Raw genomic sequence first — 20,815 nt, 5'->3', positions numbered from 1 at the left:
CCGGCGAGCAGTGACTGAGGGGCCGGGGGCTGTGGCATAGTGGAACTGTGTCAGCGTCCCCCTCCCGGTCCACCCCGCAGTCAGCTCCGGGACCTGTACCGGAAACGGGGGAACGTGCGGCGACGGGTGCCGGGGATCTGCCGTTGCCGATCAGCGGCTCCACCGCCGCGGGAATCGTCGAAAGTATCCGCGATCTCGTTGACCGGGGCGTCCTCACCGGTGGGGACAGGCTGCCCCCGGTCCGGGGTCTGGCGGACACCCTGGGGGTGAACCGCAACACCGTCCAGTCCGCGTACCGTCAACTGGTCACCGCGGGCGTGGCAGTGAGCAGGCGGGGTGCGGGAACGACCGTCGCCGGCGTGCCCGGGACGGTTACCGAGGGGGCGGCCAGAGGTCCGGGCATCGGCTCACCGGGAACACTGGTGGACATCGGCCACGGCAATCCGGACGCCACTTTCCTCCCGGACCCCGCCACCGTGAGGTTGAGCCCCGCTCCGCCACCGTTGTACGGCACCTCCGCCACCCACCCTGAACTGGGTCGGGTCGCACTGCGCCTGCTCGGTCCCGATCTCGCCGACAGGGCGGAGGACGCCGTCATCAGTGTCACCGCCGGCGCCGTCGACGCCATTGAACGTCTGCTCGCCACGGTCACCGTCACCGGGGACGCCGTGGCACTGGAGGACCCCTGCTTCCTCAGCTCCGGGACGACGACCAGACTGGCGGGGTACCGTGTCTTTCCCGTCCCCGTCGACGGTGAGGGCATGCAGGTGCAGCCGTTGCGTGACGCACTCGCAGCGGGCGCCAGGGCGGTGGTGTGTACTCCGCGGGCGCACAATCCGACCGGTGTCAGCCTCACTCCCGGGCGTGCGTCTGCGCTGCGCGAGGTGCTGAAGGAGCATCCGGGCGTCCTGGTGGTCGAGGACGACCAGTTCGCGGGACTGTCCCGCTCGCGCTATGAGACCGTCATCCCGGCCGGGCACCCCCGCTGGGCTCTGGTGAGGTCCATGTCGAAGTCGCTCGGTCCGGACCTGAGGACAGCCCTCGTAGCATCGGATCCGGAGACCGCTGAGCGGTTGTCCCGACGGATCAACGGGGGGACTACCTGGGTCAGTCATCTTCTGCAGCGGACGGTCGCCGCCATGCTCTCTGACGGTGCCGTCCGAAGTCAGCTCTCCCGGGCGTCAGCGCACTATGCGTCGCGTAACCGGGTGTTCCTCGGGAAGTTGGCGGAGGCGGGGCTCAGTTCGCCCAGCGTGGACGGGCTGAACATCTGGGTGGACCTTGGAGTGCCTTCCACGGCGGCGACGCGGGAGCTCAGATCCGCGGGCTGGATAGTCCGCGACGGCGCCCTGTTCCGGGCGGGTGGCCCGTCGGCGGCCGGCCGTGGGGCAGGGGTGGCCGGTGCCGGCGGTGGCGGGGCGGAGGAGACCTGCGTGCGGCTGACCGTGCAGGAGCTGGATGACGCCGAGATGGGCCGCCTGGTCGCCGATCTGGCTGTCGTCGCGGGCCGGTGTCTGTGACGTCCACAGGCACCGCGTCACGCTGACCTGTACCGCGTTGTTCTGCGCCGCAACGTTCCTCCGTGGTGCACAGGAGTCACAGTCCGGTGAGCCGTTGCAGGAATCCGGGTCTCGCGCCGGGATCTGCGACCCGGACCTCGAGGTCGCCGAACACTGACCTGCCTGTGACTGTCACTGTGGGTGCTCCGGGCATGTTGCGGGTGTTCTGGTCCAGTTTCACGTCGCCCAGGATCAGGGTCATGCGGTTCTCCACGGCGACTCCCGGCGGCACGGTGATGCGGATGTCCCCGAACACGGAGTTGACCTCGATGACGGTGCCGGGGGTCGTCAAGGTGGCTTCCCGGAGGTCGAGGTCGAGGTCGCCGAACACCAGACGGTATCCCTGGTGCCCGGTGAGCTGCATGTCTCCCCTGCGGTGCAGGTCACCGAACCAGAGTGACTGCACGGGTGCCGGCGCGCCGGGGGACACCTGTCCGGTGTGCACGTTCCCCGGTCCCGTGGTGGTGGCGGCCTTCTCCGCGAGCCTGTCCAGGCCGGTGCCGTCGGTCGGGGAGGTTCTCCCGGAGATCATCTCCTCGAGTCGTCCGAACTGTGCAGGATCTGTGATCCCCCACACGGCGTCGCTGAGTTCGGAGAACTCCCCGAGGTCGATCCTGCCCTGCCCGACGGCGAGTGTGAGCCTGTCGTTGAGCGCGCTGCGCCGGGAGTCGTCGATCCGTTCCGGCAACGGGTCGACGGGTTCGTGCTGTTCCATGCGCCCGAGGATACCGGGGGACTGCCGGGCAGGTCGTGGGCCGCACCGCCGGGCGCACACCGTTCCGGACAGTTCCGGTGGCTGACCATGCTCCGGTGCAGGTGGGAAGCACTGTACCGATCAACTGTATCGGTAAACATGCAGGTCAGTCGGTTTGACTTGCTGCGCGCGGGAGCCTTGACTGACGATCTGTGACTCACGTGAAGACTTTCAGGACCGCCGCCGTCGCCACGGCGGCACTGCTTGCAGCGACGCTCACCGCCTGCTCGTCCACCGGCGGGGCACCACGCGGCGACGGCAGCGGGTCCGGTGGTGGAACCGTGGACACCCCCCGCTACGTCGTGAGCATGGTCAGCCACGGTGCCCCCGGGGACACCTTCTGGGACCTGGTGCGCAAAGGGGCGGAGGACGCCGCGCAGAAAGACAACATCGAACTGCGCTACAGTGCCGATCCGCAGGCACCCAACCAGGCACAGCTGGTCCAGACCGCCATCGACTCCCAGGTGGACGGGATCGCAGTGACCATGCCGAACCCGTCGGCGGTCGGCCCGGTGGCAGAGAAGGCGGTCGACGCCGGCATTCCTGTCGTCGGTCTCAACGCCGGAATGGAGCAGTACACGAAGTACGGGCTCACCGGCTTCTTCGGCCAGGAGGAGTCGGTCGCGGGAGAGAAGGCAGGGGAACGGCTCAGGACAGAGAAGGCGAAGAAGGTCCTGTGCGTCATCCATGAGCAGGGCAACCAGTCCCAGGAGGACAGGTGCGCCGGTGTGAAGAAGGGACTCGGCTCCGCGGGGGAGACGGAGACGCTCTACGTCAACGGTCAGGAACTCACCTCCGTGCAGTCCACCATCAGGGCGAAGCTGGCACAGGACCCTTCGGTGGACTGGATCATGAACCTCGTCGCCCCGGTCTCACTCGTGGCCGCCCAGGCAGCCACCGAGGCCGGTCGTACACCGGGAAAGGACATCAGGATCGCCACCTTCGACACGGACGCCGAACTGGTCAAGGCCATCCGGGACGGCAGGGTCGACTTCGCGATCGACCAGCAGCCCTACCTTCAGGGATACATGGCCGTCGACGCACTCTGGCTGGCGAAGCGCAACGGCACCACGGTCGGCGGCGGTCGTCCGGTGTACACGGGACCGAGTTTCGTCGACGCCACCAACGTCGACGTCATCGCCGACGCGGCGCAGGAGGGCCTGCGATGAGCCCGACAGACCGTGTGGACCGCACCGGGGACGCCACGGAAAAACTGTCCACCGGCAGCGGTGTCCCGCGGACCCGCAACGGGGTGACCGCGGTCCTCCGCCGGCCCGAACTGGCGAGCATCGTCGGCGCGGTGGGCGTCTTCGTCCTGTTCATGGTCGTGGCGCCCAGCTTCCGGTCGCTCGACTCCTTCGCGACGGTCCTGTACACCGCGTCAACGCTCGGCATCGTCGCTCTCGCCGTCGGCCTGCTCATGATCGCCGACGAGTTCGACCTGTCCACGGGTGTCGCCGTGACCACGACCGCACTTGCAGCGTCGATGATGAGCTACAACTGGCACCTCCAGACCTGGGTGGGTTCACTTCTGGCGCTGGAGGTGGCCCTGGCGGTCGGATTCTTCAACGGGTGGATGGTCACCAAGACCGGGGTACCGAGCTTCCTGATCACCCTGGCCACGTTCCTCATGCTCCAGGGGCTGAACCTTGCGGTGACCAAGATGATCACCAACGCGGTCGCCACCCCCACTATCTCCGACATGCAGGGATTTGAAATCTGCCGGAGGATCTTCGCCGGTTCCTTCTCCGTCTTCGGGGTCAGTGTGAAGATCACCGTGCTGTGGTGGGTGCTGTTCGTCCTGGTCGCCCACGTCGTCCTGTTCCGCACGAAGTTCGGCAACTGGGTGTTCGCCGTAGGGGGGAATCCGTCGGCCGCAAGGGCAGTCGGGGTGCCTGTCGACCGTGTGAAGATCATCCTGTTCATGGTGGTCGCGGCGTCCTGCTGGTTCGTCGGGCAGCACAACCTGTACAACTTCGACTCCATCCAGGCAGGTCAGGGAGTCGGCAACGAGTTCTTCTACATCATCGCCGCAGTTGTCGGAGGAGTGGCGATGACGGGAGGCAAGGGCACCGCCGTGGGCACCGCTGTCGGCGCCCTGATCTACGGGATGACCACACAGGGCATCGTCTACGCAGGGTGGAACCCGGACTGGCTGAAGTTCTTCGTCGGTGCGGTCCTGCTCCTCGCCGTCCTGTCCAACAACTCCTTCTCGAAGTTCACGGAGGCACGCAAATGACGTCAGTGACCCCAGTGACGCCGGTGTCAGGGCACATCATCGAACTCCGGGGTATCGGGAAAACCTACGGTGCCTTCCGGGCGTTGACGGACATCAGTCTCACCGTGGACGCCGGAACAGTGACATGCGTCCTCGGTGACAACGGGGCGGGAAAGTCGACGCTCATCAAGATCCTCGCCGGGCTCCACCGTCCGAGCGAGGGAGAGATGCTGGTCGACGACACCCCGGTCACCTTCGGTTCGCCCCGCGACGCCCTGGACCACGGTATCGCCACCGTCTACCAGGACCTCGCTGTGGTGGGGGAGATGCCCGTGTGGAGGAACTTCTTCCTCGGCCAGGAACTTACCGGGCGCTTCGGGATGCTGCGCGAGGCGGAGATGAGGGAGATCACCGCGGAAAGACTGCACCGCATGGGTGTGGACCTTCCCGACGTCGCGGTCCCGGTCTCCTCCCTGTCCGGGGGGCAGCGTCAGGTCGTCGCCATTGCCCGTGCCGTGTACTTCGGCGCCCGGGTGATCATTCTCGACGAACCGACCGCGGCTCTGGGTGTGAAGCAGTCGGGCATGGTGCTCAGGTTCATCGCCGCTGCCCGTGATGAGGGCGTCGGCGTCATCTTCATCACCCACAACCCCCACCACGCGTACATGGTGGGGGACCGGTTTGTCCTGCTGAACCTCGGACACCGAAAGATGGACGCCACCCGCGACGAGGTGACGCTCGACGAGCTGACCCTGGAGATGGCCGGGGGCGGCGAACTGTCCACCCTGGCCCATGAACTGGAGAGATGAGTCGCACGTTCCGACCGGTCAGCTAAGATGACCCTGTCAGAGGCAGCAGTACAGATAAGAATCACCTGATCAGGGAGAGGTGCGACGGTGCGACGTGGGATTCTTCCGGGCCAGCTGGTCGTCGACGACCTGGTCGGGCAGTGTGTCGTCCTCAACCCCGGCCAGCAGCTGACGACCGGAAGGGCGGTGGAGTTCGCTGTCGGGGACGACGACGAGTTCATGCACCGGAAGTTCCTCCAGTTCTGGTCGGACGGTCCCACGTGGACGGTCACCAACCACGGGTCACGGATCAGTGCGACAGTCCACCCCCGGGGACACAACTCCTTCGCACAGCTGCTGGTCGGCCCCGGTGCCAGCCACCCGCTTCCGCCGGGACTGTCCTCCGTCGTCTTCGCGACGTCGTTGTGCACCTACGAACTGCACCTCACGGTGGCGCGGACACTGCAGCCGCCCGACCCTGCCCCGGTGGCGTCCGACGACCTCACCGTGGGCCGGTTCACGCCCAACACCGAGCAGAGGCTGCTGCTGCGGGCACTGGCACAGCCGCTGGTGGACAGTCCGGGTGCCGGTATGGACAGGGTGCCCGCTGTCCGCGACCTCGAGAGGATTCTCGGCTGGTCCCAGAAGAAGGTCAACACGAAGATCGACTACCTGTGCCGCACACTGGAGGCCAACGGGGTCCCCGGGTTTACTGCACGTACCGGAAATGCACCGGCCCGTAGATTCGCTCTCGCCCGGTACGCGCAGGAGAACTACTGGTCGTTGAAGAGCCGTGGAACGTTCTAGGACAGGGGGACGGATGGACACCGGTACCGACCCCGGCGCCAGTGCCGGCACCGACACGTCGCCGGCACCCGGCGACCGGGCCTGGACAGGTTTCCTGGGTTACCTGCGCGAACGTCACGGACTGGACAGGCTGACCGAGATCGGGCGCGGCGGAATGGGCCGGGTGTACCGGGCCTGGGACGGCGACCTGGACAGGTGGGTGGCGGTGAAGGTGCTCGCCAGTTTCGCCGCCACTCCTTCCTCTCTCAACCGTTTCCGTCAGGAGAGCCGGATTCTCGGGCAGCTGAGGCATCCGGCGGTCGTCGGTGTCCACTCGGCGACCACGTCGCCGGACGGCGTGGCCTACTTCATCATGGACCATGTGCCGGGGGAGGACCTGGGCACCCGCATCGCACGGCGTCGTCAGGCGCAGAGGCCCTTCACAGTGGCTGAGGTGGTGGACCTGCTCACCCCGGTGGCGGACGCCCTGGACACGATTCACCGGATGCAGCCGCAGGTGATCCACCGGGACGTGAAGCCGGCGAACATTCTTGTCCCGGACCAGCCGTCACTGTGGCCGGCCGGAGTGCTCACCGACTTCGGTATCAGCCTGACCCAGGACGCCACCCGTGTGACCTCGGAGGGCATTCTCGTCGGTACCGACTCCTATCTTGCCCCGGAGCTGTTCCGTGAGGTCACCGGCGAGGGCCCGGTGGCGGGGGCGTCGGTCGACCTGTACGCGCTCTCCCTCATTGTCTTCGAGATGCTGTCCCTGCGGTCCATGCGTGAGCTGACGGGGAAGGACGCCTGGTACTACGCCCGTCGTTACCCCGGACTGCCCTCCACTGCCCTGGCTGTCCGGGACCGGCCCCGGGCGGTTGCGGTCGGAGCGGTCCTGGAGAGAGCTCTCGCGGACCGTCCTGACGACCGGTATCCGACTGCCACTGCCATGCTCGGCGCCTTGTCCGCCTCCGTCGGGGCGGTGGCCGGTGCCGGTGGAAGCAGCGGTGCCGCCCCGGTTCCCTCAGATCGTCCGGAGGCAGATCGTCCGGAGACGCTGCCGCATCCGGTGGGGAGGCGGGTCGGCGTTCCGGTGCAGGGTCCCTCCCGGGATGTGGTGCCGGGTCGGCTCAGGAGGGGCCACAGGCGGGGGAGGACGGCGGCGGTGCTTCTTGTCGTGGCGGTCCTGGTTCCGGCCGTCGCCTACCCGGTCAGTGGCCTGGTCCGGTATCCGGCCTGGTCAGGTAGCACACAGGGGGTCGCCTCGGCGTTCCCCGGGATCATCCCGGACCGGCAGAACCGGAAAGGATGGTCGGGTCTGTCCTGCGCGGAGGCCTCGCCGGGGCCCGGTGAATTCGGACGGATCCTGTGCTCGGGACCGTCGCGCAACCTTGTGGTCGCCGATTTCGGCAGTGCAGGAGACCGGGAGAAGTACGGTTCGGCGGCGGATCTGACGACGTTGCTGTCGGGAGACTGTGCAATCCGGACCGGGGCTGTGGACCAGGGCAGCGGTGCCGCGCGGGTGGTGCTGCCCCAGCAGGAGGGGAAGGACCGTTACTCACTTCTGCTGGCTTCGGCCACGGCAGAGTCCGACATCCGGAACATTCCGGTGTGCTGACAGTTCGCTGACACCCCTGTCTGGCACGGTGCCGGGTGTATTAGAGTTCACTGAGGGTAACTACCGGTGGGAACCGGACACTACCTCTGAGCACCGGAGAAACCCGGCGACAACCGGAGACGACGAAAGAAGTGAGCGGACACAGATGCCCAACTACAACCTGTACACCGAGCTGGCGTTGGACAAGGACATGCCACCGGCGGAGATCGGCCAGTTGCTGGACAGCAGGATAAACACTCTGCTGGGGCAGGGTTACCAGCAGAATTCCCCGGAGGTCGACCAGCTGGCCACTGCCCGGGCGATCCTCTCCGACCCAGTGAAGCGGGACACCTACGAGGCGGCTCTCGCAGGGCCGGACGGGGTGGTCGACGTCAGGTGGCTGCACGGTCTCGCTGACAGCGCACCCTCTGTACCCTCCGGTTCCTCCTCACATCCTGCCCCTGCTTCCCCGTCATCCCCCACGTTCCCGGAGTCTCTGTCCTCCCGGAACCCGGTCTCCGGGGCATCGGGCCAGGAGAGCTTCCCGACCTCGTCGGCATCTTCGTCTTTCTCCGAAGTGTCCTCTGATTCTGATTCCTCGTCCGCCTCTGCGGCCTCCCCGTACGGTTCCTCCTCTGCCGGTGCAGCGGATGCGAGCCAGTCTTACGGGGCGACGCCGTTCAGTCAGCCCGCGCAGGGCAGTTCCAGTTCCACCGATTTCAGCAGCCGCTTCGCCGCCGGCAGTTACGGGGGAGCTTCCGGGCCGCAGCCTGCCGCCGCACCCGCGTCGCAGACGAAGCAGTTCGGGTCTGCGGAGATCTCTGTGGAGGGGCGGTCCCGCAGCCAGTCGAAGGTGTATCTCGCCTGCCTCGCAGTCATCGCTCTCGGCATGCTCTACCCGCTGGTGATTCTGTTCACCGCGGGTGAGGATGACGTGGACGCCGTCTACAGCATCCTCAAGGCTCTTCTCTTCACCGTCGCCCACGCGGTGGCGTGGCTGGCTGTCGCGGAGGCTATCTGGAGTGCCCGCCGTATCCTGGCCCCTTCCGGGGCGGCCGGTTCTCAGGCCCGGCCGGTGGCGGGTGCTCCGGCGCAGTTCGGTACGACAACAGCTGCAGGGGAGTAGGGCTGCTGTATGCCGGATGAGAATCAGCCGGGGACCAGCCCCGGGCGGTGGTCGCGTCAGGCTTTCGGGGAGGACGCCGCCGGGAACGGGAATACCCCGGTAGCGGACGGGTTCGGCCCCGCGCCGGTAGCGGACGGGTTCGGCTCCGCGCCGGTAGCGGACGGGTTCGGCCCCGCGCCCTCGGGTGTGCCGTCACAGTCAGCGTTTCCCGTCCGTGCTTCTCTTCTCATCGGTGCTGCTGCGGTGGTGCTGGCGGCGGTGTCTGCGTTCGGCTATTTCACCCGGTGGATCCGGGTCTCTCTCGACCTGTCACAGGGCCGGTACGGGCCGCAGATAGAGGCCGTGATCAACGGTTTCGGCCAACTGACTCTGAGGGAGAATTTCACTGGGTCCAGTGAGACCGACCTTGAGACCAGGTACCTGGTCTTCGCTCTCGTACCTCTGACCCTGGTGGTCCTGGGAATCGTCGTCACTCTGTCACGACGGCTGCCGGTTGCCGGGGCTGTCCTGCTGTGCCTCGGTGGTGTCGGGGAGATCGCCAGCGCCGTGGTCGGCCTCCTGACCGACGACAGAGAAGCTGTCACAGGCTCAGCAGAGGGACTGTCCGACTACGAAAGGGATCTGGTCGACGAGTTGGTCCGGGCGCTCAGCACGTCGAAAGGTCCGGGCCAGTACATCGTCATCGCAGCGGGTCTCCTGCTTGTCGCGCTCGGAGTACTCCTGGTTTTCACGACCGTGACCGGGCGCCGGAGTGTTCCCGCCGTTCCGGCCGCCACTCCAGTCCCAGCTCCGGGTGTCCGGCAGCCGGGTCCACCGCAGATCCCGGGCCCGTCCGGACAGTTCACCTGGCCGGATTCCGCACCCGGTCCGCGTAACCCCGGTGGACAGGACGGACAGTCCGGGGGCCCGTCGCCGGCCCCCTGAGCGGCCCTCACCGACTGACTGTGTACGGGTCCGGTACCTGCCCCGGGGCCGGGACATCCGGTTGCCCCGTGCCCGGCGACCCTGTCGTCCGAGGTCACGGTGTCGACTGCTGCACGGACCCCTGTCCTCTGCCCGGGCTGTCCGTGTCCGTGGCGTCCCCGCCCATGTCCCGTACCTTTTCGGCGAGCCGGGTGACCTCGGTCGGGGACACGCTCCTGTCACCGGCGGTGGTGCAGAAGTCCAGCAGCTGGTATCCGACCCGTTGGACAGCCAGATGCCGGTACCAGTTTCCCTCGGCGAACGCGGGGGAGTCCAGTGCCACGGTCTGGGCCGAGTGTCGTTCACTGAGCAACTCGTACTGGAGGTCCCGCCGCTGCGGCAGGGCGTCCTTCACCGTAGGCGCGGTGAGAAGCTGACCGAGCAGGGCACCCATCGCGCCGGTGCACCGGTCGACCAGGCGTCCCTCGTGCCGGATCGCCGCGGACCGCGGGTAGAGCCACAGGGCAGCAAGAGAGAACACGGTCGCCAGCCCGATCTCCGACCACCTGGCCGCCACCACCTCGCCCAGCGGAAGGTCGACGGTACCGCCCATCAGCAGGGCCAGTGACGTGGAAGCCGTGACAGTCAGCGCATAGTTCCTCACCACGAAAACCTCGGCGAAGAACTGGCAGACCGCCAGCGCGACCAGCAGGGACCAGTCCTGGACCTGCAGCAGGTGCAGCAGCGCGAACACTCCGACCCCCGCCACGGAACCGATGACCCTGTGAAGCCCCCGGATGGTCCCCGACCGACGTTCCGGATTCCACTGCAGTACCAGGAGCGCGGAGAGCACCGCCCAGTCAGGCCTGTCGAAGCCGCACGCCGTGCCGGCTACCCCCGCCAGCAGACACGCCACCGTCACCTTGACAGACGCCATGGTCGCCCCGGAGTACCGGTGGAGGGAACGGTAGATCCTGTACCTGACCGAAGGCCGGGCCAAGGGGACGGTGTGACGGGACAGGTCGATGTAGTTCGGCATGTCAGAGAGGTCGTCGGAGGTCGTGCTGTCACGTTCGACCGCGGGATTGCAGCGGGCCAGGGTGATGTGGGCCGCCAGTGTCCTGCGGACCAGCTCATCTCCGGGTGCGGTGCCGGTGCCGTCGGTGTGGCGCGAACCGGTGACCTCCCCGCCCCGGGCATGACCGGCATCGAAGAGCATGTCCCATGTCGAGACGAGCAGTGACTCCACCCTGTGGCTCTGGGCGACGGTGTGCGCGGCGTCAGCAGCGTACACGGCCACGGCGTTCTCCAGCCGTTCCACCGCGGCAGTCTCCGGACGGTGGAACCCCCACAGTGCCGGCACCATTCCGATGACTGTGGCGGTAGCTGCACCGACGAGGGCCCAGGCGCCGACCTCGACGGGGTTCATCCCCTGTCTGGCGACCATCGTCGCACCGCCGGAGACCATGACGAGGAAGAACCCTCCGGGCGGAGGGAGCCGCAACGCATTCTGCATGAACACGACCACCGCTGACAGGGCGGTGGCGAAGACCGCGATGAACAGCAGCCACCAGCGTGAGCCACCGGCGTCGATCTGGGGCCAGACCAACGACCCGACGGATGCCCCCGCCATCTGGCCGAGGGACAGCAGGACGCCGGCAGTCACCATGATGCGCAGTCTGGAACGGTAGGGGTGGCCCTCGCCGTAGATCACGGCGAAACTCCCGCCGGTGATCAGCAGCATCTGTGTCTCGTAGCCGGCCAAAAGCGCCACCCCGGCGGGCAGCACCACCGCCAGGGCCGCGCGCAGTGCACCGGGCCAGGTGGGGCCCGGACTGTGCACGGCCGTGAGCATCGCCCACCACCCCGGAACGGGGGGCGGGGTCTCTCCCGGTTCGCAGGGACGGGACGGCGGGGTAGGGCTGGTCACCTGTCAACTATAGGACCGGCCGGACCACCTCTTCCTGCCGGGACGCAGGACCGTGGACTCCGTCCGCAGATGCGGGGCCGGCGCGGGGATCAGAACTTAGTGAACCGTTCCGTGAGCTTCTTCTCCAGCTCGCTCCAGCCCTCGACCTCTTCGTCGAACGGGGCGGTGGGGGTGCCGGAGGACGGGGATCCGAGCATGTAGGCGATGTAGTCCTGCAGTCTCGGATAAGCCAGCAGCACCTTGTTCACGGCGTCGTCCCCTGCCCAGTCGGCGGCGTCGGCCAGCAGTTCATAGGCACGTCCGAGCTGGTCGGTGTCCACGGCACGGGTGCCTTCGGCGATGTCCTCACGCAACCCGGTGAAACCGTAGTCGTTCGTGGGGTGGACGGTTGTCTCGAGTTCGCCGGCGTTGGCGAGTGACACCAGATCACCCCAGGTCTCCATCGCCGCGAGATCATGGTCCCTGGCATCGATGATCCACCGCACCAGTGACCGGCCGGAGGGGAAGGTGTTGATCATCCCGTCCTTGCCGAGGAAGACCGGCTCGCGGTCACCCACGTAACACCGCAGGGTGTACACAGTGGTGCCGTCGACGGTGATCCGGACGGGATCGATCCCGGCCTCCGACCATGGGGTGCTGTCGTACGGGTCCTCGTCCACTGTCTTCTTCGCGGAAGCGGACTCCTCCTCGACCTGTCGTCTGTCCTCCTCGGCGGCGGTGGCGGCCGCGGCGTCGGCGTCCTTCCTGGCCTTCTCCGCCGCGTCGATGTCCTCCTGTGCGGTGGAGACAGCGGTGTCGTCGACCTCAGGGGTGACGAACTGTTCGTCGACGAGGTCGAGCAGTTCCTTCCAGTTCGACAGGACCGTCCAGCCGACGTTCGACCATTCTCCGAGCCCGTTCTCACCGGCGTAGTGGTCGGCACCACGGGCGGTGTTGCCGAGGATCGAGTATGACCTGAACCAGGTGGTGATCCGGTCGATTCCGCAGACCTCCCCGATGGAACGCAGGACGTCGAACGCTGAGCTCACTGCCTTGACATTGTCGAATGAGGGCCGGCCGGCCAGACGGTCGGGAACTTCGATCAGGCTGATCTTCCCGCTCGCGCGCGGGGTGACCTTCGCCGCAGGATTATCGGTGAAGGAACGCCACCGCGGGTGGTCGCTGAGGTCGTGGTCGCCTGCTGAGGAGTGGGACCGGATCCACGCCAGCAGTGCTGCGGGGGAGGAGAAACCGAAGATACCCGTGTCGTCCCCGAGGAATGCCTGCCACTGCTCGCCCCGGGCGGTCCACCCCGGTGCCCAGAGCGTGTAGTAGGTGCCGGTGGTGGACTCGATTTCGAGGGGTACGATGCCGCGGTCTGTCATGGAGGGTCATTCTACCGGTGCCCCGGGCGGATTGTCCCCGACCGTGCCCCTGAAGCAGGTGTGAAGAGGCTGCGGTCCAGCACGGGGGGAACTGTGGGAGGAGGGGAACCGAGGAAGAGCCTGGCGTGGTAGTCCGGGACCGGCGGTACGGAGATGATCCTGGCCAGGCCGGCCCGGCGGCCGCTCATGCCGCCTGTCATGCTGTCGGACGGTAGAAGCCGTGGAAGGCCATACCGGAGTTCGTGGTTCGCACCGGCGAGAGCTGGACCGGGTCCCCCGCCTCGATCATCATCCCGTCGCCGGTGACCATGGCCACATGTCCGTCCCACACGGCGAGGTCTCCGGGGGCGATCTGGTCTGCGGGCACCGGTGATCCCACCGCCTGGGCTGAGGCGGTGCGGGGGATGTCCACCCCGGCCCGGGCGTAGGCCCACTGTGTCAGGCCGCTGCAGTCCATCCCCACTCCGGGGGTGGTACCGCCCCAGGCATAGGGGGTTCCCAGGGCGGACCTGGCGGCCTCGACTGCCGCGGCAGCTTCCGGCGAGGGGGCGCCCGGGCCCCCGTCAGCGTCCCCGTCCACTCCGGGGTCCGGTTCCCCGGTCGCGGTGGTACCGGTGTGTCCCGGGGAGGGCGCGGGATCGCCCTCCGGTGCTGCCCCTGACACCGGTGTGGAGGGTACCTCACCGGTGGACAGGGACCGGGGAGGTTGCGGGGTCGCGGCATCCACCACTGCGACCCTGTCGGCGAGGGCGTCGAGCTCCGACTCGAGAACGGCCATCCGACGGGCGGCGCGTTCGAGGTGGTGCCAGGCGGTCTGCGTCGCACATATGCCGGTCAACGGTCCGGGGGGACCGGATCCGAGGAGAACGGTCAACTGTCGGACGCAGTCAGAGGCGATACCGGTGACGTCCCCTGCCGCCCGGGTGACCGATTCGACGGCTCCGTCCCCGAGTGCCTCGAGGTCACCGGACAATCCGAGCAGGTCCCGTGCCCTGCCTGCGGCATCCGAGAGTGAGGCGACGACTGCACCACCGGCATCACCGGACAGCGCGGATTCCACGTCGGCGGGAACGGCGGCCAGAAGACCGGGGAGGCCGGTGTCCGCGAGCAGGGGGGCGAGAGGACTCTCGCCCGTGGTGACAGGGGCCGGGACGAGCCCTGCGACGGGGGAGACGAGTGCGGTGATGTCAGGGATCATGCGGCGTCACCGGGGGACCGGTCGAAGCGGCGGGCTGCGGCGTCCTCGTGAGAGGTGAGGGACCGGTTGAGGCCGGTGAGCGCGGCACCTGCGTCCGAGTAGTACCTGGACAGTCCGAGGGCGCAGCTGTGCTGCCGTTGTCTTGCTGTGGTGAAGGCGGTCAGGAAGCGGGCGGCCCCGGGTACAGGGAAGTGCGCGGGGGTGCCGCCTCCGGGGTCGGCCGTCAGGCGCCCGGCGGCCTCGTCGACGAGGGCGGATGTGCGTGCGAGCGAAGTCAGGTCAGCTGCTATTCCTGTCATGTCTGAGTAGGACTCCGGGAGTGGTGCAGTGGTTCCCGTCCCCGCCCAGTAGTTTGGAACCCATGGAGATTGTCGAGGTAAACCATCCGCTCGTAGCATCACGGCTGACGATCATGCGGGACGCACGAACCGACAACGCCGCCTTCCGCGCGGCTCTGGCGGATCTGGGGATGATGCTCATCTACGAGGCGTCCCGCAACCTGCCGGTCGAGCAGTTCGATGTCCGGACGCCGGTCGACGTCGCGACCGGGCACCGGCTGTCGGACCCGCCGATCATCGTCCCGATCATCCGGGCAGGGCTGGGTATGGTCGACCCGGCGTTGGCGATGATTCCCGATGCCCAGGTCGGATTCATCGGCATGGCGCGCGACGAGAAGACCCACCAGCCTGTCCCGTACCTGGAGGCACTGCCGGAGGACCTCACAGGGCGCACCGTGTTCCTCGTCGATCCGATGCTCGCCACCGGCGGGTCACTGCTGCACGCCCTGCGGCTGCTCGCCGACCGTGGCGCAGCCGACATCACCGTGGTGTGCATGGTGTCCGCGGTGCCCGGGGTGGAGGCGGTACGCGATTCAGGCCTGCCTGTCGGGCGGCTCTACACCGCGACTGTCGACCCCGAACTCAACGATGACGCCTACATCGTCCCCGGGCTCGGTGACGCCGGAGACCGGCTCTACGGACCCCGGAACATCGACCTCGACGGCCTCTGAACCGGCCTGTGAACCGCAGGTCAGTGTCCGCGTCCCTGCGGACCCGGGAAGGGGAAGGTCCGGGGCGTCCTGCTGCAGGTCACCGCGGCGACTCCTCCGGACCGCAGGTTGCCGTCATCGGCTCCAGGGCCGCGGTCACGGAGAACTGTCCCGTCAGGGTGTAGGTTCCGGGTTCGGTGAAGCGGGCTGTCGTCCAGTTGCCGTCGTCGGTGGGGGCCAGGCAGGCGGTACGCGTTCCGGCACTGTCACCGGTGGTGGCGGTGAGGTACCGGTTCGGCCGGATTCTGAGCAGATGGTCGGTGCCCACGGCGTCCCGGGGGACGTCCACCACCATCGTCGCCGCCCCGGACTCCTCCAGTGTCAACGGCGCGGGGACGATCACGGACGGCTGCGCGACCTTGTACAGGGTCCAGTCCCGGTTGGCCCAGACCTCGTGGAGGTACGGCAGTCCCGAACGGATGAGTTCGGCCTCCCCGGACTGCTGCCGTATCGGGGAGGACGAGACAGCGACCCAGGCCACGGCATTGTCCGTCAGCCAGTCACGGTAGGAGCTTCCGGTCAGCGCCCCAGGCTCATGGAAGACCGGGTTGTAGCGCATGTCGGACTGGTTCTCCCAGCCCCTGGCGAGGGGTACGGACCGGGTCAGCAGGTTACTGCCGGCGTGGGTGTCCGTGTCCACCAGTTCCACACGGTGGTTGGTGACCGCACCTTCGGCCACCAGGGTGTCGAGCTGTTCGGTCAACGGCGTGTAGAGGGCAGCTGAGTCACCGCCGTCGGCAACCGTGACCTGGTCGTACAGTGAGACGAACAGGGCGTACACCAGGGCCGGGGACAGCAGCAGGGCGAGAACCCGCGGCGACTTCAGGGACCAGTACATCACGATGCAGGGCAGGACGAGGTAGAAGAACCTGCTGATGTTGGACCCCACACCGGTGGGGATCACGAAAAGCACCACGGCTGCGGCCAGCGCCAGGGGGGCGATCCAGCGGACCGGGGGAGGTGGCGCCTCCCCGTCTGTCCGGTCGGGGCCACCGGTGAGCGCGACTGCGGCACCCGCACCGATGACCAGTGACCACACGAGGGTGGTCCACGGGAAAGGCTGTTGCCCGGGGGCTCCGAACAGGAGAGCCGGGACCGCCACGCCTGCGGCAGCTCCGGCCAGGGCGGACCAGGTCATGCGGTTCCGGTGGTCCGGGAAGAAGAGGAACGGCAGGATGACCATGCCGGCGAAGGCGGGTGCCAGCGGGCTGGCCAGGCCGGAGACAGTGAGCAGTACGGCTCCGGGGACCGGCCGCCGGTAGTGGAAGGCGAGCGCGGCGGCCGTCGCCAGCGTGGCGCCGACAGCGAAGGTCACCCGCCCGGAGAGCATGTTGAACACCGCGGCGAGGGAGACCGACCAGGTCATCAGGGCGGGATGCGTCGCACTCCGGGACAGCGGGAGGGCGAGGGCCGCGACGGCGAGGGTGCACAGGCACAGCAGTGTCAGGGAACCGGTGACCGAGGTCAGCGCGGGGACGATGAGGGAGTAACTGCCGGGGGCGACACCGCCGAACCAGTCGAACCAGTAGGTGACGCCGACGCCGGACCGGTTGGCCGATTCGCGTGCGAGGGACGCCTGGAGGTCTCTCATGGGAGGGTCGAGGACGCCGAGGGCGACCGTGGCGGCAAGTGTGAGGGCCAACGGGGCCCAGGTCACTGCGGGGCGTCCCTGGGCGGCGGGGACTCTCGGCATCGGACTCCTAGTCGGGGACGGGGGGACAGGGGATCTGAGGCGTCCTCAGCGGGCGGTCAGCCTGCGGACTGTCGCGGTGAGCCCGGCGAGGGCCTCGTCGACGACCTCGGCGTCCACCCGCCGGTCGGCGCCACCGTCAGGCACCGGCCCGGCGACCTGCAGGTAGAACTTGGCCTTGGGCTCGGTACCGGAGGGACGGACCACCACACGGTAGTCCAGGGTGGCGGTACCGGCTGCGTTGTCCCCCGGTGCTGTGCCACCTGTCGGTGCTGACCAGCGGACACGGAAACCCGCCTGTGTTCCGGCCCCGGGGTCCAGTGGCTCGACCGTGGCAGGACGCCCCGCGCTGAGCTCGGCAGGGGGAGATGCCGCCCACCCGGCGACGAGGGCGGCGGCGGCTGAGCGGCCTGACAGCCGCACGGAGACCTGGGAGGTGCGCACCACACCGAAGGTCTCGTCGAGGTCGGCAAGTTCATCGCGCAACGTCCGGCCCCGGGCCTTGAGTTCTGCGGCCCACACCGCGGTGACCAGTGCGGTGGCCACCCCGTCCTTGTCCGCGACAGTGCCCGGGGCAGGGCAGGTGCCGATGGCCTCCTCACAGGCGAAGACCAGGTCTCCCGGTGCGTCCCCGGCAGCGCGGGCCAGGTACTTGAAACCGGTGAGGGTCTCGCGGAAATCCCAGCCGGAGGCGTCGGCGATCCTGCGCAGCAGTCCCGAGGAGACCACCGTCGTGGCGACCACGGGTCGCGGGGTCGCGTCGTCCCGGTGCACGGGAACCAGGTGCCGGGCCAGCAGGGGACCGGTCTCGTCACCGCGCAGCATCCGGTAGCCGCGGGGTGCCTCAGGGTCGGGGATGCCCACCATGCACCTGTCGGCGTCCGGATCCAGGGCGATCAGGAGGTCCGGCCGCTCCTGCGGCGCGGCGGCGGCTGCGGTCTCAAGGAGCATGTCACAGCTGCCGGGCTCCTCCGGATTGGGGAAGGAGACCGTGGGAAACTCCGGGTCGGGCCACCGCTGGGCGGGGACTGCGGCAGGAGAGCGGAAACCCGACATCCGGAAGACGTCGTCGAGGACGGTGCCTCCGACCCCGTGGAGCGGGGTGAACAGAACCCGGAGGTTGCGGCGCGCGGTGAGAACTGCCCCGTCACCGGAACCCACCAGGCCGGCGATCGCGGTGAGGTACCCGTCGACCGCGTGGACGTCGAGATGCACGTCCGGGGAGCGGGGGATCTCCGGTGCGGGAGGGGTCTGGGCCACAGCCTCCTCGATCTCCCGGTCCGACGGGCTGACCAGCTGGGAACCGCCGGCCAGGTAGAGCTTGTAGCCGTTGTCCCCACGGGGGTTGTGACTGGCCGTGATCTGCACCCCGGCATCCAGCCCACGGTCGCGGACGAGCCATGCCAGGACAGGGGTGGGGGTCGGCAGGGGCAGGAGGGTCACCTCGCACCCGGCCCCGGCGAAGGTCTCCGCCGTGGCCCGGGCCATCGCATTGGAGCCGTACCGGGAGTCGAAACCGACGGCCACCCGTGGGGTGGTGACGCCCTGCCCGTGCAGCCACCGGGCGACACCGGCCGTGGTGCGCGTGGCGGTGGAGACGTTCATGTGGTCCTCGCCCCGGCCGACCGGGGCCCGCAGACCTGCGGTACCGAAGGTGATCACCGTGCACCCACCACCACGTCGCCGGCGACGAGCCGGCCGAGCAGTCCACCCATCGTGGTCGCGGCCTCAGCCCCTGCGGCGAGGACCTCGCGGTGGTCGAGCGGCTGTCCGGTGATTCCCGCGGCCAGGTTGGTGACCAGGGAGATCCCCAGCACCTCCATACCCGCGGCCCTGGCCGCAATTGTCTCGTGGACGGTCGACATACCCACCAGACCCGCGCCGAGGACGCCGAGCATCCTGATCTCCGCGGGAGTCTCGTACTGGGGGCCGGGCATCATCGCGTACACCGCCTCCCTGATCCCCGGACGAAGTCCGGCGACCAGCGCCCGCAGACGCGGGGAGTAGGCGTCGACCATGTCGACGAACTGTGCGCCCCGCAGGGGCGAGCGCATCGTCATGTTGAGGTGGTCGCTGATCAGCACCGGTTCACCGACCTGCATCCCCGGAGTCAGTCCACCCGCGGCATTGGTCAGGACCACCGTACGTACCCCGGCCGCGGCCGCGGTACGTACCGCGTGGGTCGTACGCCACAGTTCGTGCCCCTCATAGGCGTGGATCCGCCCCAGCAGGACCAGTACCCGGTTCCCCCCGATCTCCGCACTCCGCACCGTGCCCCCGTGGCCCTCGGCCGTCGGCGGAAGGAAGCCGGGCAGGTCGGACATGGGGAATTCCACGGTGCCCACGGCGTCCCCGCACAGGACGTCAGCTGCCGGACGCCACCCCGATCCGAGGACGACCGCCACGTCGTGGCGGGGTCGCCCGGTCTTCTCCGCGAGTGCGGCCGCCGCGCGGGCGGCGAGCCCGGCGGGAGAGTCGGGCGGGGTTTCCGGTGGTGTCTGCTGGTGCGGCACAGTCATGGCACCAGCATAGGACGCCCCGGGAATGGGAGGCCGGGCGGTCGGACGACTAAGGTGGAGAGGTCACTGTGCGGCGTCGCGACCCGCACCGTCATCGAGCGTGCATCTAGCGTGGAGGAGTCCTGCGATCCGTGAGTAGCACCGGCGCCGTTGAATCGGCCGTCACCACCTGGTTGGTCGACCACCACGACGAGATCATCGGCTGGCGCCGCCATCTCCACGCACATCCGGAACTGTCACACGACGAGGTCCGGACCACCGCATTCATCGCCGATGAACTACGGGTGGCGGGCCTGGAACCGGTCCTGCTGCCGGGCACGGGGCTGACCGTGGACATCGGTGGGGACGCCTCCGGCCCGGCGGTGGCGTTCCGCGCGGACATCGACGCCCTGCCGGTCACCGAGGAGACGGGTCTGGAGTTCTCCTCCCTCAACCCGGGTGTCATGCACGCCTGCGGCCACGACATCCACACCACGGTGGTGCTCGCCCTGGCCTGCGCCCTGGCGGAGTACGACCGCGACCACGGACTCGACCAGCGTGTCAGATGCATCTTCCAGCCCGCCGAGGAGGTTCTCGACGGGGGTGCCACCGACGTTATCCGGGCGGGCGCGTTGGACGGCGTCAGCCACATCTTCGCCGTCCACGCGGAACCGAAGCTCCGCGCCGGCCAGATCGGGGTGAGGGTCGGTGCCATCACCTCTGCCACCGATGTCGTGGAGATCGTCGTGAAAGGCCAGGGGGGTCACACCGCCCGCCCCCACCTCACCTCGGACGTCATCTACGCCGCCGGGCTGCTGATCACCGGGCTTCCCGGGCTCCTGTCGCGCCGGGTGGACCCCCGTACCGGTACGGTGCTGACCTTCGGCGCGGTCAACGGAGGGTCGGCATTCAACGCGATGCCGCAGGAGGTCACCCTGCTCGGTACCCTGCGGACCGGGAGTCCGCTGGTCTGGCGTCAGCTCGGCACACTGTTCCCCCTGCTGGTCGACCAGCTGCTGGCACCCACCGGCGCCACCGCGGAGATCCGCCACACCAAGGGCGTTCCGCCGGTGACCAACGACGACGCCTGCACCGCCCTGATGGCACAGGCGGTCAAGGACGTTGACCCGCATGCACTGCAGGAGGCACCGCAGTCGTCCGGGGGTGAGGACTTCAGCTGGTATCTCGAGCACGTCCCCGGTGCCATGGCACGCCTGGGTGCGTGGAACGGTCAGGGGGAGAAGGCCGACCTGCACCAGGCGGACATCATCTTCGACGAAGCGTGCATCCCTGTGGGGGTCCGCCTGTTCGCCGGGGTTCTCGAACAGTTCCGCAGACTGGACTGACGTGTCCGGG

At 68.4% G+C, this 20,815-nt stretch carries 19 protein-coding genes; 10 read left to right on the top strand and 9 right to left on the bottom strand.

Translation table 11 applies throughout. The features are described from left to right. Nucleotides 1–47: 47 nt before the first annotated feature. On the top strand, nt 48–1,520 hold the full coding sequence (locus E0E18_RS05380; RefSeq protein ID WP_237559639.1) for an aminotransferase class I/II-fold pyridoxal phosphate-dependent enzyme: 1,473 nt from the start codon (nt 48–50) through the stop codon (nt 1,518–1,520). Between the two features lie 76 nt (nt 1,521–1,596). Here the strand turns inward: E0E18_RS05380 and E0E18_RS05375 are convergent, their stop codons facing one another. Beyond that, the gene (locus E0E18_RS05375; protein ID WP_130839615.1) at nt 1,597–2,274 is read right to left on the bottom strand and encodes a LiaF domain-containing protein; all 678 of its coding nucleotides are present in this window, start codon (nt 2,272–2,274) and stop codon (nt 1,597–1,599) included. Nucleotides 2,275–2,474: 200 nt separating this feature from the next. Between E0E18_RS05375 and E0E18_RS05370 the strand changes: the two genes are divergently transcribed. From E0E18_RS05370 to E0E18_RS05340, 7 genes are all read left to right on the top strand, one after another. After that, on the top strand, nt 2,475–3,482 hold the full coding sequence (locus E0E18_RS05370) for a sugar ABC transporter substrate-binding protein (protein ID WP_130841231.1): 1,008 nt from the start codon (nt 2,475–2,477) through the stop codon (nt 3,480–3,482). Continuing rightward, the gene (locus tag E0E18_RS05365) at nt 3,479–4,552 is read left to right on the top strand and encodes an ABC transporter permease (RefSeq protein ID WP_130839613.1); all 1,074 of its coding nucleotides are present in this window, start codon (nt 3,479–3,481) and stop codon (nt 4,550–4,552) included. The genes E0E18_RS05370 and E0E18_RS05365 overlap by 4 nt, the downstream gene beginning before the upstream one ends. Then, nucleotides 4,549–5,340 carry an ATP-binding cassette domain-containing protein gene (locus E0E18_RS05360; protein ID WP_130839610.1) on the top strand — a complete coding sequence of 264 codons (792 nt, stop codon included), beginning with the start codon at nt 4,549–4,551 and terminating at the stop codon, nt 5,338–5,340. Before E0E18_RS05365 ends, E0E18_RS05360 begins: the two co-directional genes overlap by 4 nt. 87 nt (nt 5,341–5,427) lie before the next feature. Continuing rightward, nucleotides 5,428–6,126, top strand: a complete 699-nt coding sequence (locus tag E0E18_RS05355; RefSeq protein WP_130839608.1) for a hypothetical protein — start codon at nt 5,428–5,430, stop codon at nt 6,124–6,126. Between the two features lie 13 nt (nt 6,127–6,139). Next, a complete protein-coding gene (locus E0E18_RS05350; RefSeq protein WP_130839606.1) occupies nt 6,140–7,723 on the top strand; it encodes a serine/threonine-protein kinase in 1,584 nt (527 codons plus the stop codon). Between the two features lie 145 nt (nt 7,724–7,868). Further along, nucleotides 7,869–8,828 carry a hypothetical protein gene (locus E0E18_RS05345; protein ID WP_202616699.1) on the top strand — a complete coding sequence of 320 codons (960 nt, stop codon included), beginning with the start codon at nt 7,869–7,871 and terminating at the stop codon, nt 8,826–8,828. A gap of 9 nt (nt 8,829–8,837) precedes the next feature. Then, nucleotides 8,838–9,752: a hypothetical protein gene (locus E0E18_RS05340; RefSeq protein WP_130839604.1), complete on the top strand. Its 915-nt coding sequence runs from the start codon at nt 8,838–8,840 to the stop codon at nt 9,750–9,752. A gap of 94 nt (nt 9,753–9,846) precedes the next feature. On the opposite strand, the gene E0E18_RS05335 is transcribed toward E0E18_RS05340, so the two are convergent. The 5 genes from E0E18_RS05335 to E0E18_RS13850 all read right to left on the bottom strand — a co-directional run bounded on the left by E0E18_RS05335 (nt 9,847) and on the right by E0E18_RS13850 (nt 14,522). Continuing rightward, nucleotides 9,847–11,661, bottom strand: coding sequence for an FUSC family protein (locus E0E18_RS05335; RefSeq protein ID WP_237559638.1), 1,815 nt, complete (start codon nt 11,659–11,661; stop codon nt 9,847–9,849). Between the two features lie 89 nt (nt 11,662–11,750). Beyond that, nucleotides 11,751–13,025, bottom strand: coding sequence for a hypothetical protein (locus E0E18_RS05330; RefSeq protein WP_066583759.1), 1,275 nt, complete (start codon nt 13,023–13,025; stop codon nt 11,751–11,753). A gap of 11 nt (nt 13,026–13,036) precedes the next feature. After that, nucleotides 13,037–13,225, bottom strand: a complete 189-nt coding sequence (locus E0E18_RS13975; RefSeq protein WP_130839602.1) for a hypothetical protein — start codon at nt 13,223–13,225, stop codon at nt 13,037–13,039. Next, a complete protein-coding gene (locus E0E18_RS05320) occupies nt 13,222–14,223 on the bottom strand; it encodes a C40 family peptidase (RefSeq protein WP_130839600.1) in 1,002 nt (333 codons plus the stop codon). Before E0E18_RS05320 ends, E0E18_RS13975 begins: the two co-directional genes overlap by 4 nt. Beyond that, nucleotides 14,220–14,522: a hypothetical protein gene (locus tag E0E18_RS13850; RefSeq protein ID WP_161972242.1), complete on the bottom strand. Its 303-nt coding sequence runs from the start codon at nt 14,520–14,522 to the stop codon at nt 14,220–14,222. Before E0E18_RS13850 ends, E0E18_RS05320 begins: the two co-directional genes overlap by 4 nt. A 62-nt stretch (nt 14,523–14,584) precedes the next feature. Between E0E18_RS13850 and upp the strand changes: the two genes are divergently transcribed. After that, entirely contained in the window at nt 14,585–15,232 is a 648-nt protein-coding gene (gene upp, locus E0E18_RS05315) for a uracil phosphoribosyltransferase (protein WP_110481098.1), read from the top strand. Nucleotides 15,233–15,311: 79 nt separating this feature from the next. Here the strand turns inward: upp and E0E18_RS05310 are convergent, their stop codons facing one another. The 3 genes from E0E18_RS05310 to E0E18_RS05300 are packed head-to-tail and all read right to left on the bottom strand — an operon-like array spanning nt 15,312 to nt 19,480. Further along, entirely contained in the window at nt 15,312–16,964 is a 1,653-nt protein-coding gene (locus E0E18_RS05310; protein WP_066583753.1) for a hypothetical protein, read from the bottom strand. A gap of 45 nt (nt 16,965–17,009) precedes the next feature. Then, on the bottom strand, nt 17,010–18,623 hold the full coding sequence (locus tag E0E18_RS05305) for a phospho-sugar mutase (protein ID WP_130839598.1): 1,614 nt from the start codon (nt 18,621–18,623) through the stop codon (nt 17,010–17,012). Next, a complete protein-coding gene (locus tag E0E18_RS05300) occupies nt 18,620–19,480 on the bottom strand; it encodes a purine-nucleoside phosphorylase (RefSeq protein WP_066583750.1) in 861 nt (286 codons plus the stop codon). The genes E0E18_RS05305 and E0E18_RS05300 overlap by 4 nt, the downstream gene beginning before the upstream one ends. Nucleotides 19,481–19,611: 131 nt before the next feature. On the opposite strand from E0E18_RS05300, the gene E0E18_RS05295 reads away from it, so the two are divergent. Then, nucleotides 19,612–20,805 carry an amidohydrolase gene (locus E0E18_RS05295; RefSeq protein WP_078057055.1) on the top strand — a complete coding sequence of 398 codons (1,194 nt, stop codon included), beginning with the start codon at nt 19,612–19,614 and terminating at the stop codon, nt 20,803–20,805. Nucleotides 20,806–20,815: the final 10 nt, after the last annotated feature.

The sequence above is a fragment of the Corynebacterium neomassiliense genome (genome assembly GCF_900626215.1).
GTDB lineage: Bacteria > Actinomycetota > Actinomycetes > Mycobacteriales > Mycobacteriaceae > Corynebacterium > Corynebacterium neomassiliense.
This window is presented reverse-complemented; position numbering and strand designations above follow the sequence as displayed.

What these genes read in the sequence shown, in the direction of transcription:
- E0E18_RS05330 (WP_066583759.1), bottom strand. Translation starts at nt 13,025, where the DNA reads ATGACAGACCGCGGCATCGTACCCCTCGAAATCGAGTCCACCACCGGC.
- E0E18_RS05375 (WP_130839615.1), bottom strand. Translation starts at nt 2,274, where the DNA reads ATGGAACAGCACGAACCCGTCGACCCGTTGCCGGAACGGATCGACGAC.
- upp (WP_110481098.1), top strand. Translation starts at nt 14,585, where the DNA reads ATGGAGATTGTCGAGGTAAACCATCCGCTCGTAGCATCACGGCTGACG.
- E0E18_RS05365 (WP_130839613.1), top strand. Translation starts at nt 3,479, where the DNA reads ATGAGCCCGACAGACCGTGTGGACCGCACCGGGGACGCCACGGAAAAA.
- E0E18_RS05350 (WP_130839606.1), top strand. Translation starts at nt 6,140, where the DNA reads ATGGACACCGGTACCGACCCCGGCGCCAGTGCCGGCACCGACACGTCG.
- E0E18_RS05310 (WP_066583753.1), bottom strand. Translation starts at nt 16,964, where the DNA reads ATGCCGAGAGTCCCCGCCGCCCAGGGACGCCCCGCAGTGACCTGGGCC.
- E0E18_RS05345 (WP_202616699.1), top strand. Translation starts at nt 7,869, where the DNA reads ATGCCCAACTACAACCTGTACACCGAGCTGGCGTTGGACAAGGACATG.
- E0E18_RS05320 (WP_130839600.1), bottom strand. Translation starts at nt 14,223, where the DNA reads ATGATCCCTGACATCACCGCACTCGTCTCCCCCGTCGCAGGGCTCGTC.
- E0E18_RS05360 (WP_130839610.1), top strand. Translation starts at nt 4,549, where the DNA reads ATGACGTCAGTGACCCCAGTGACGCCGGTGTCAGGGCACATCATCGAA.
- E0E18_RS13850 (WP_161972242.1), bottom strand. Translation starts at nt 14,522, where the DNA reads ATGACAGGAATAGCAGCTGACCTGACTTCGCTCGCACGCACATCCGCC.
- E0E18_RS13975 (WP_130839602.1), bottom strand. Translation starts at nt 13,225, where the DNA reads ATGACAGGCGGCATGAGCGGCCGCCGGGCCGGCCTGGCCAGGATCATC.
- E0E18_RS05300 (WP_066583750.1), bottom strand. Translation starts at nt 19,480, where the DNA reads ATGACTGTGCCGCACCAGCAGACACCACCGGAAACCCCGCCCGACTCT.
- E0E18_RS05340 (WP_130839604.1), top strand. Translation starts at nt 8,838, where the DNA reads ATGCCGGATGAGAATCAGCCGGGGACCAGCCCCGGGCGGTGGTCGCGT.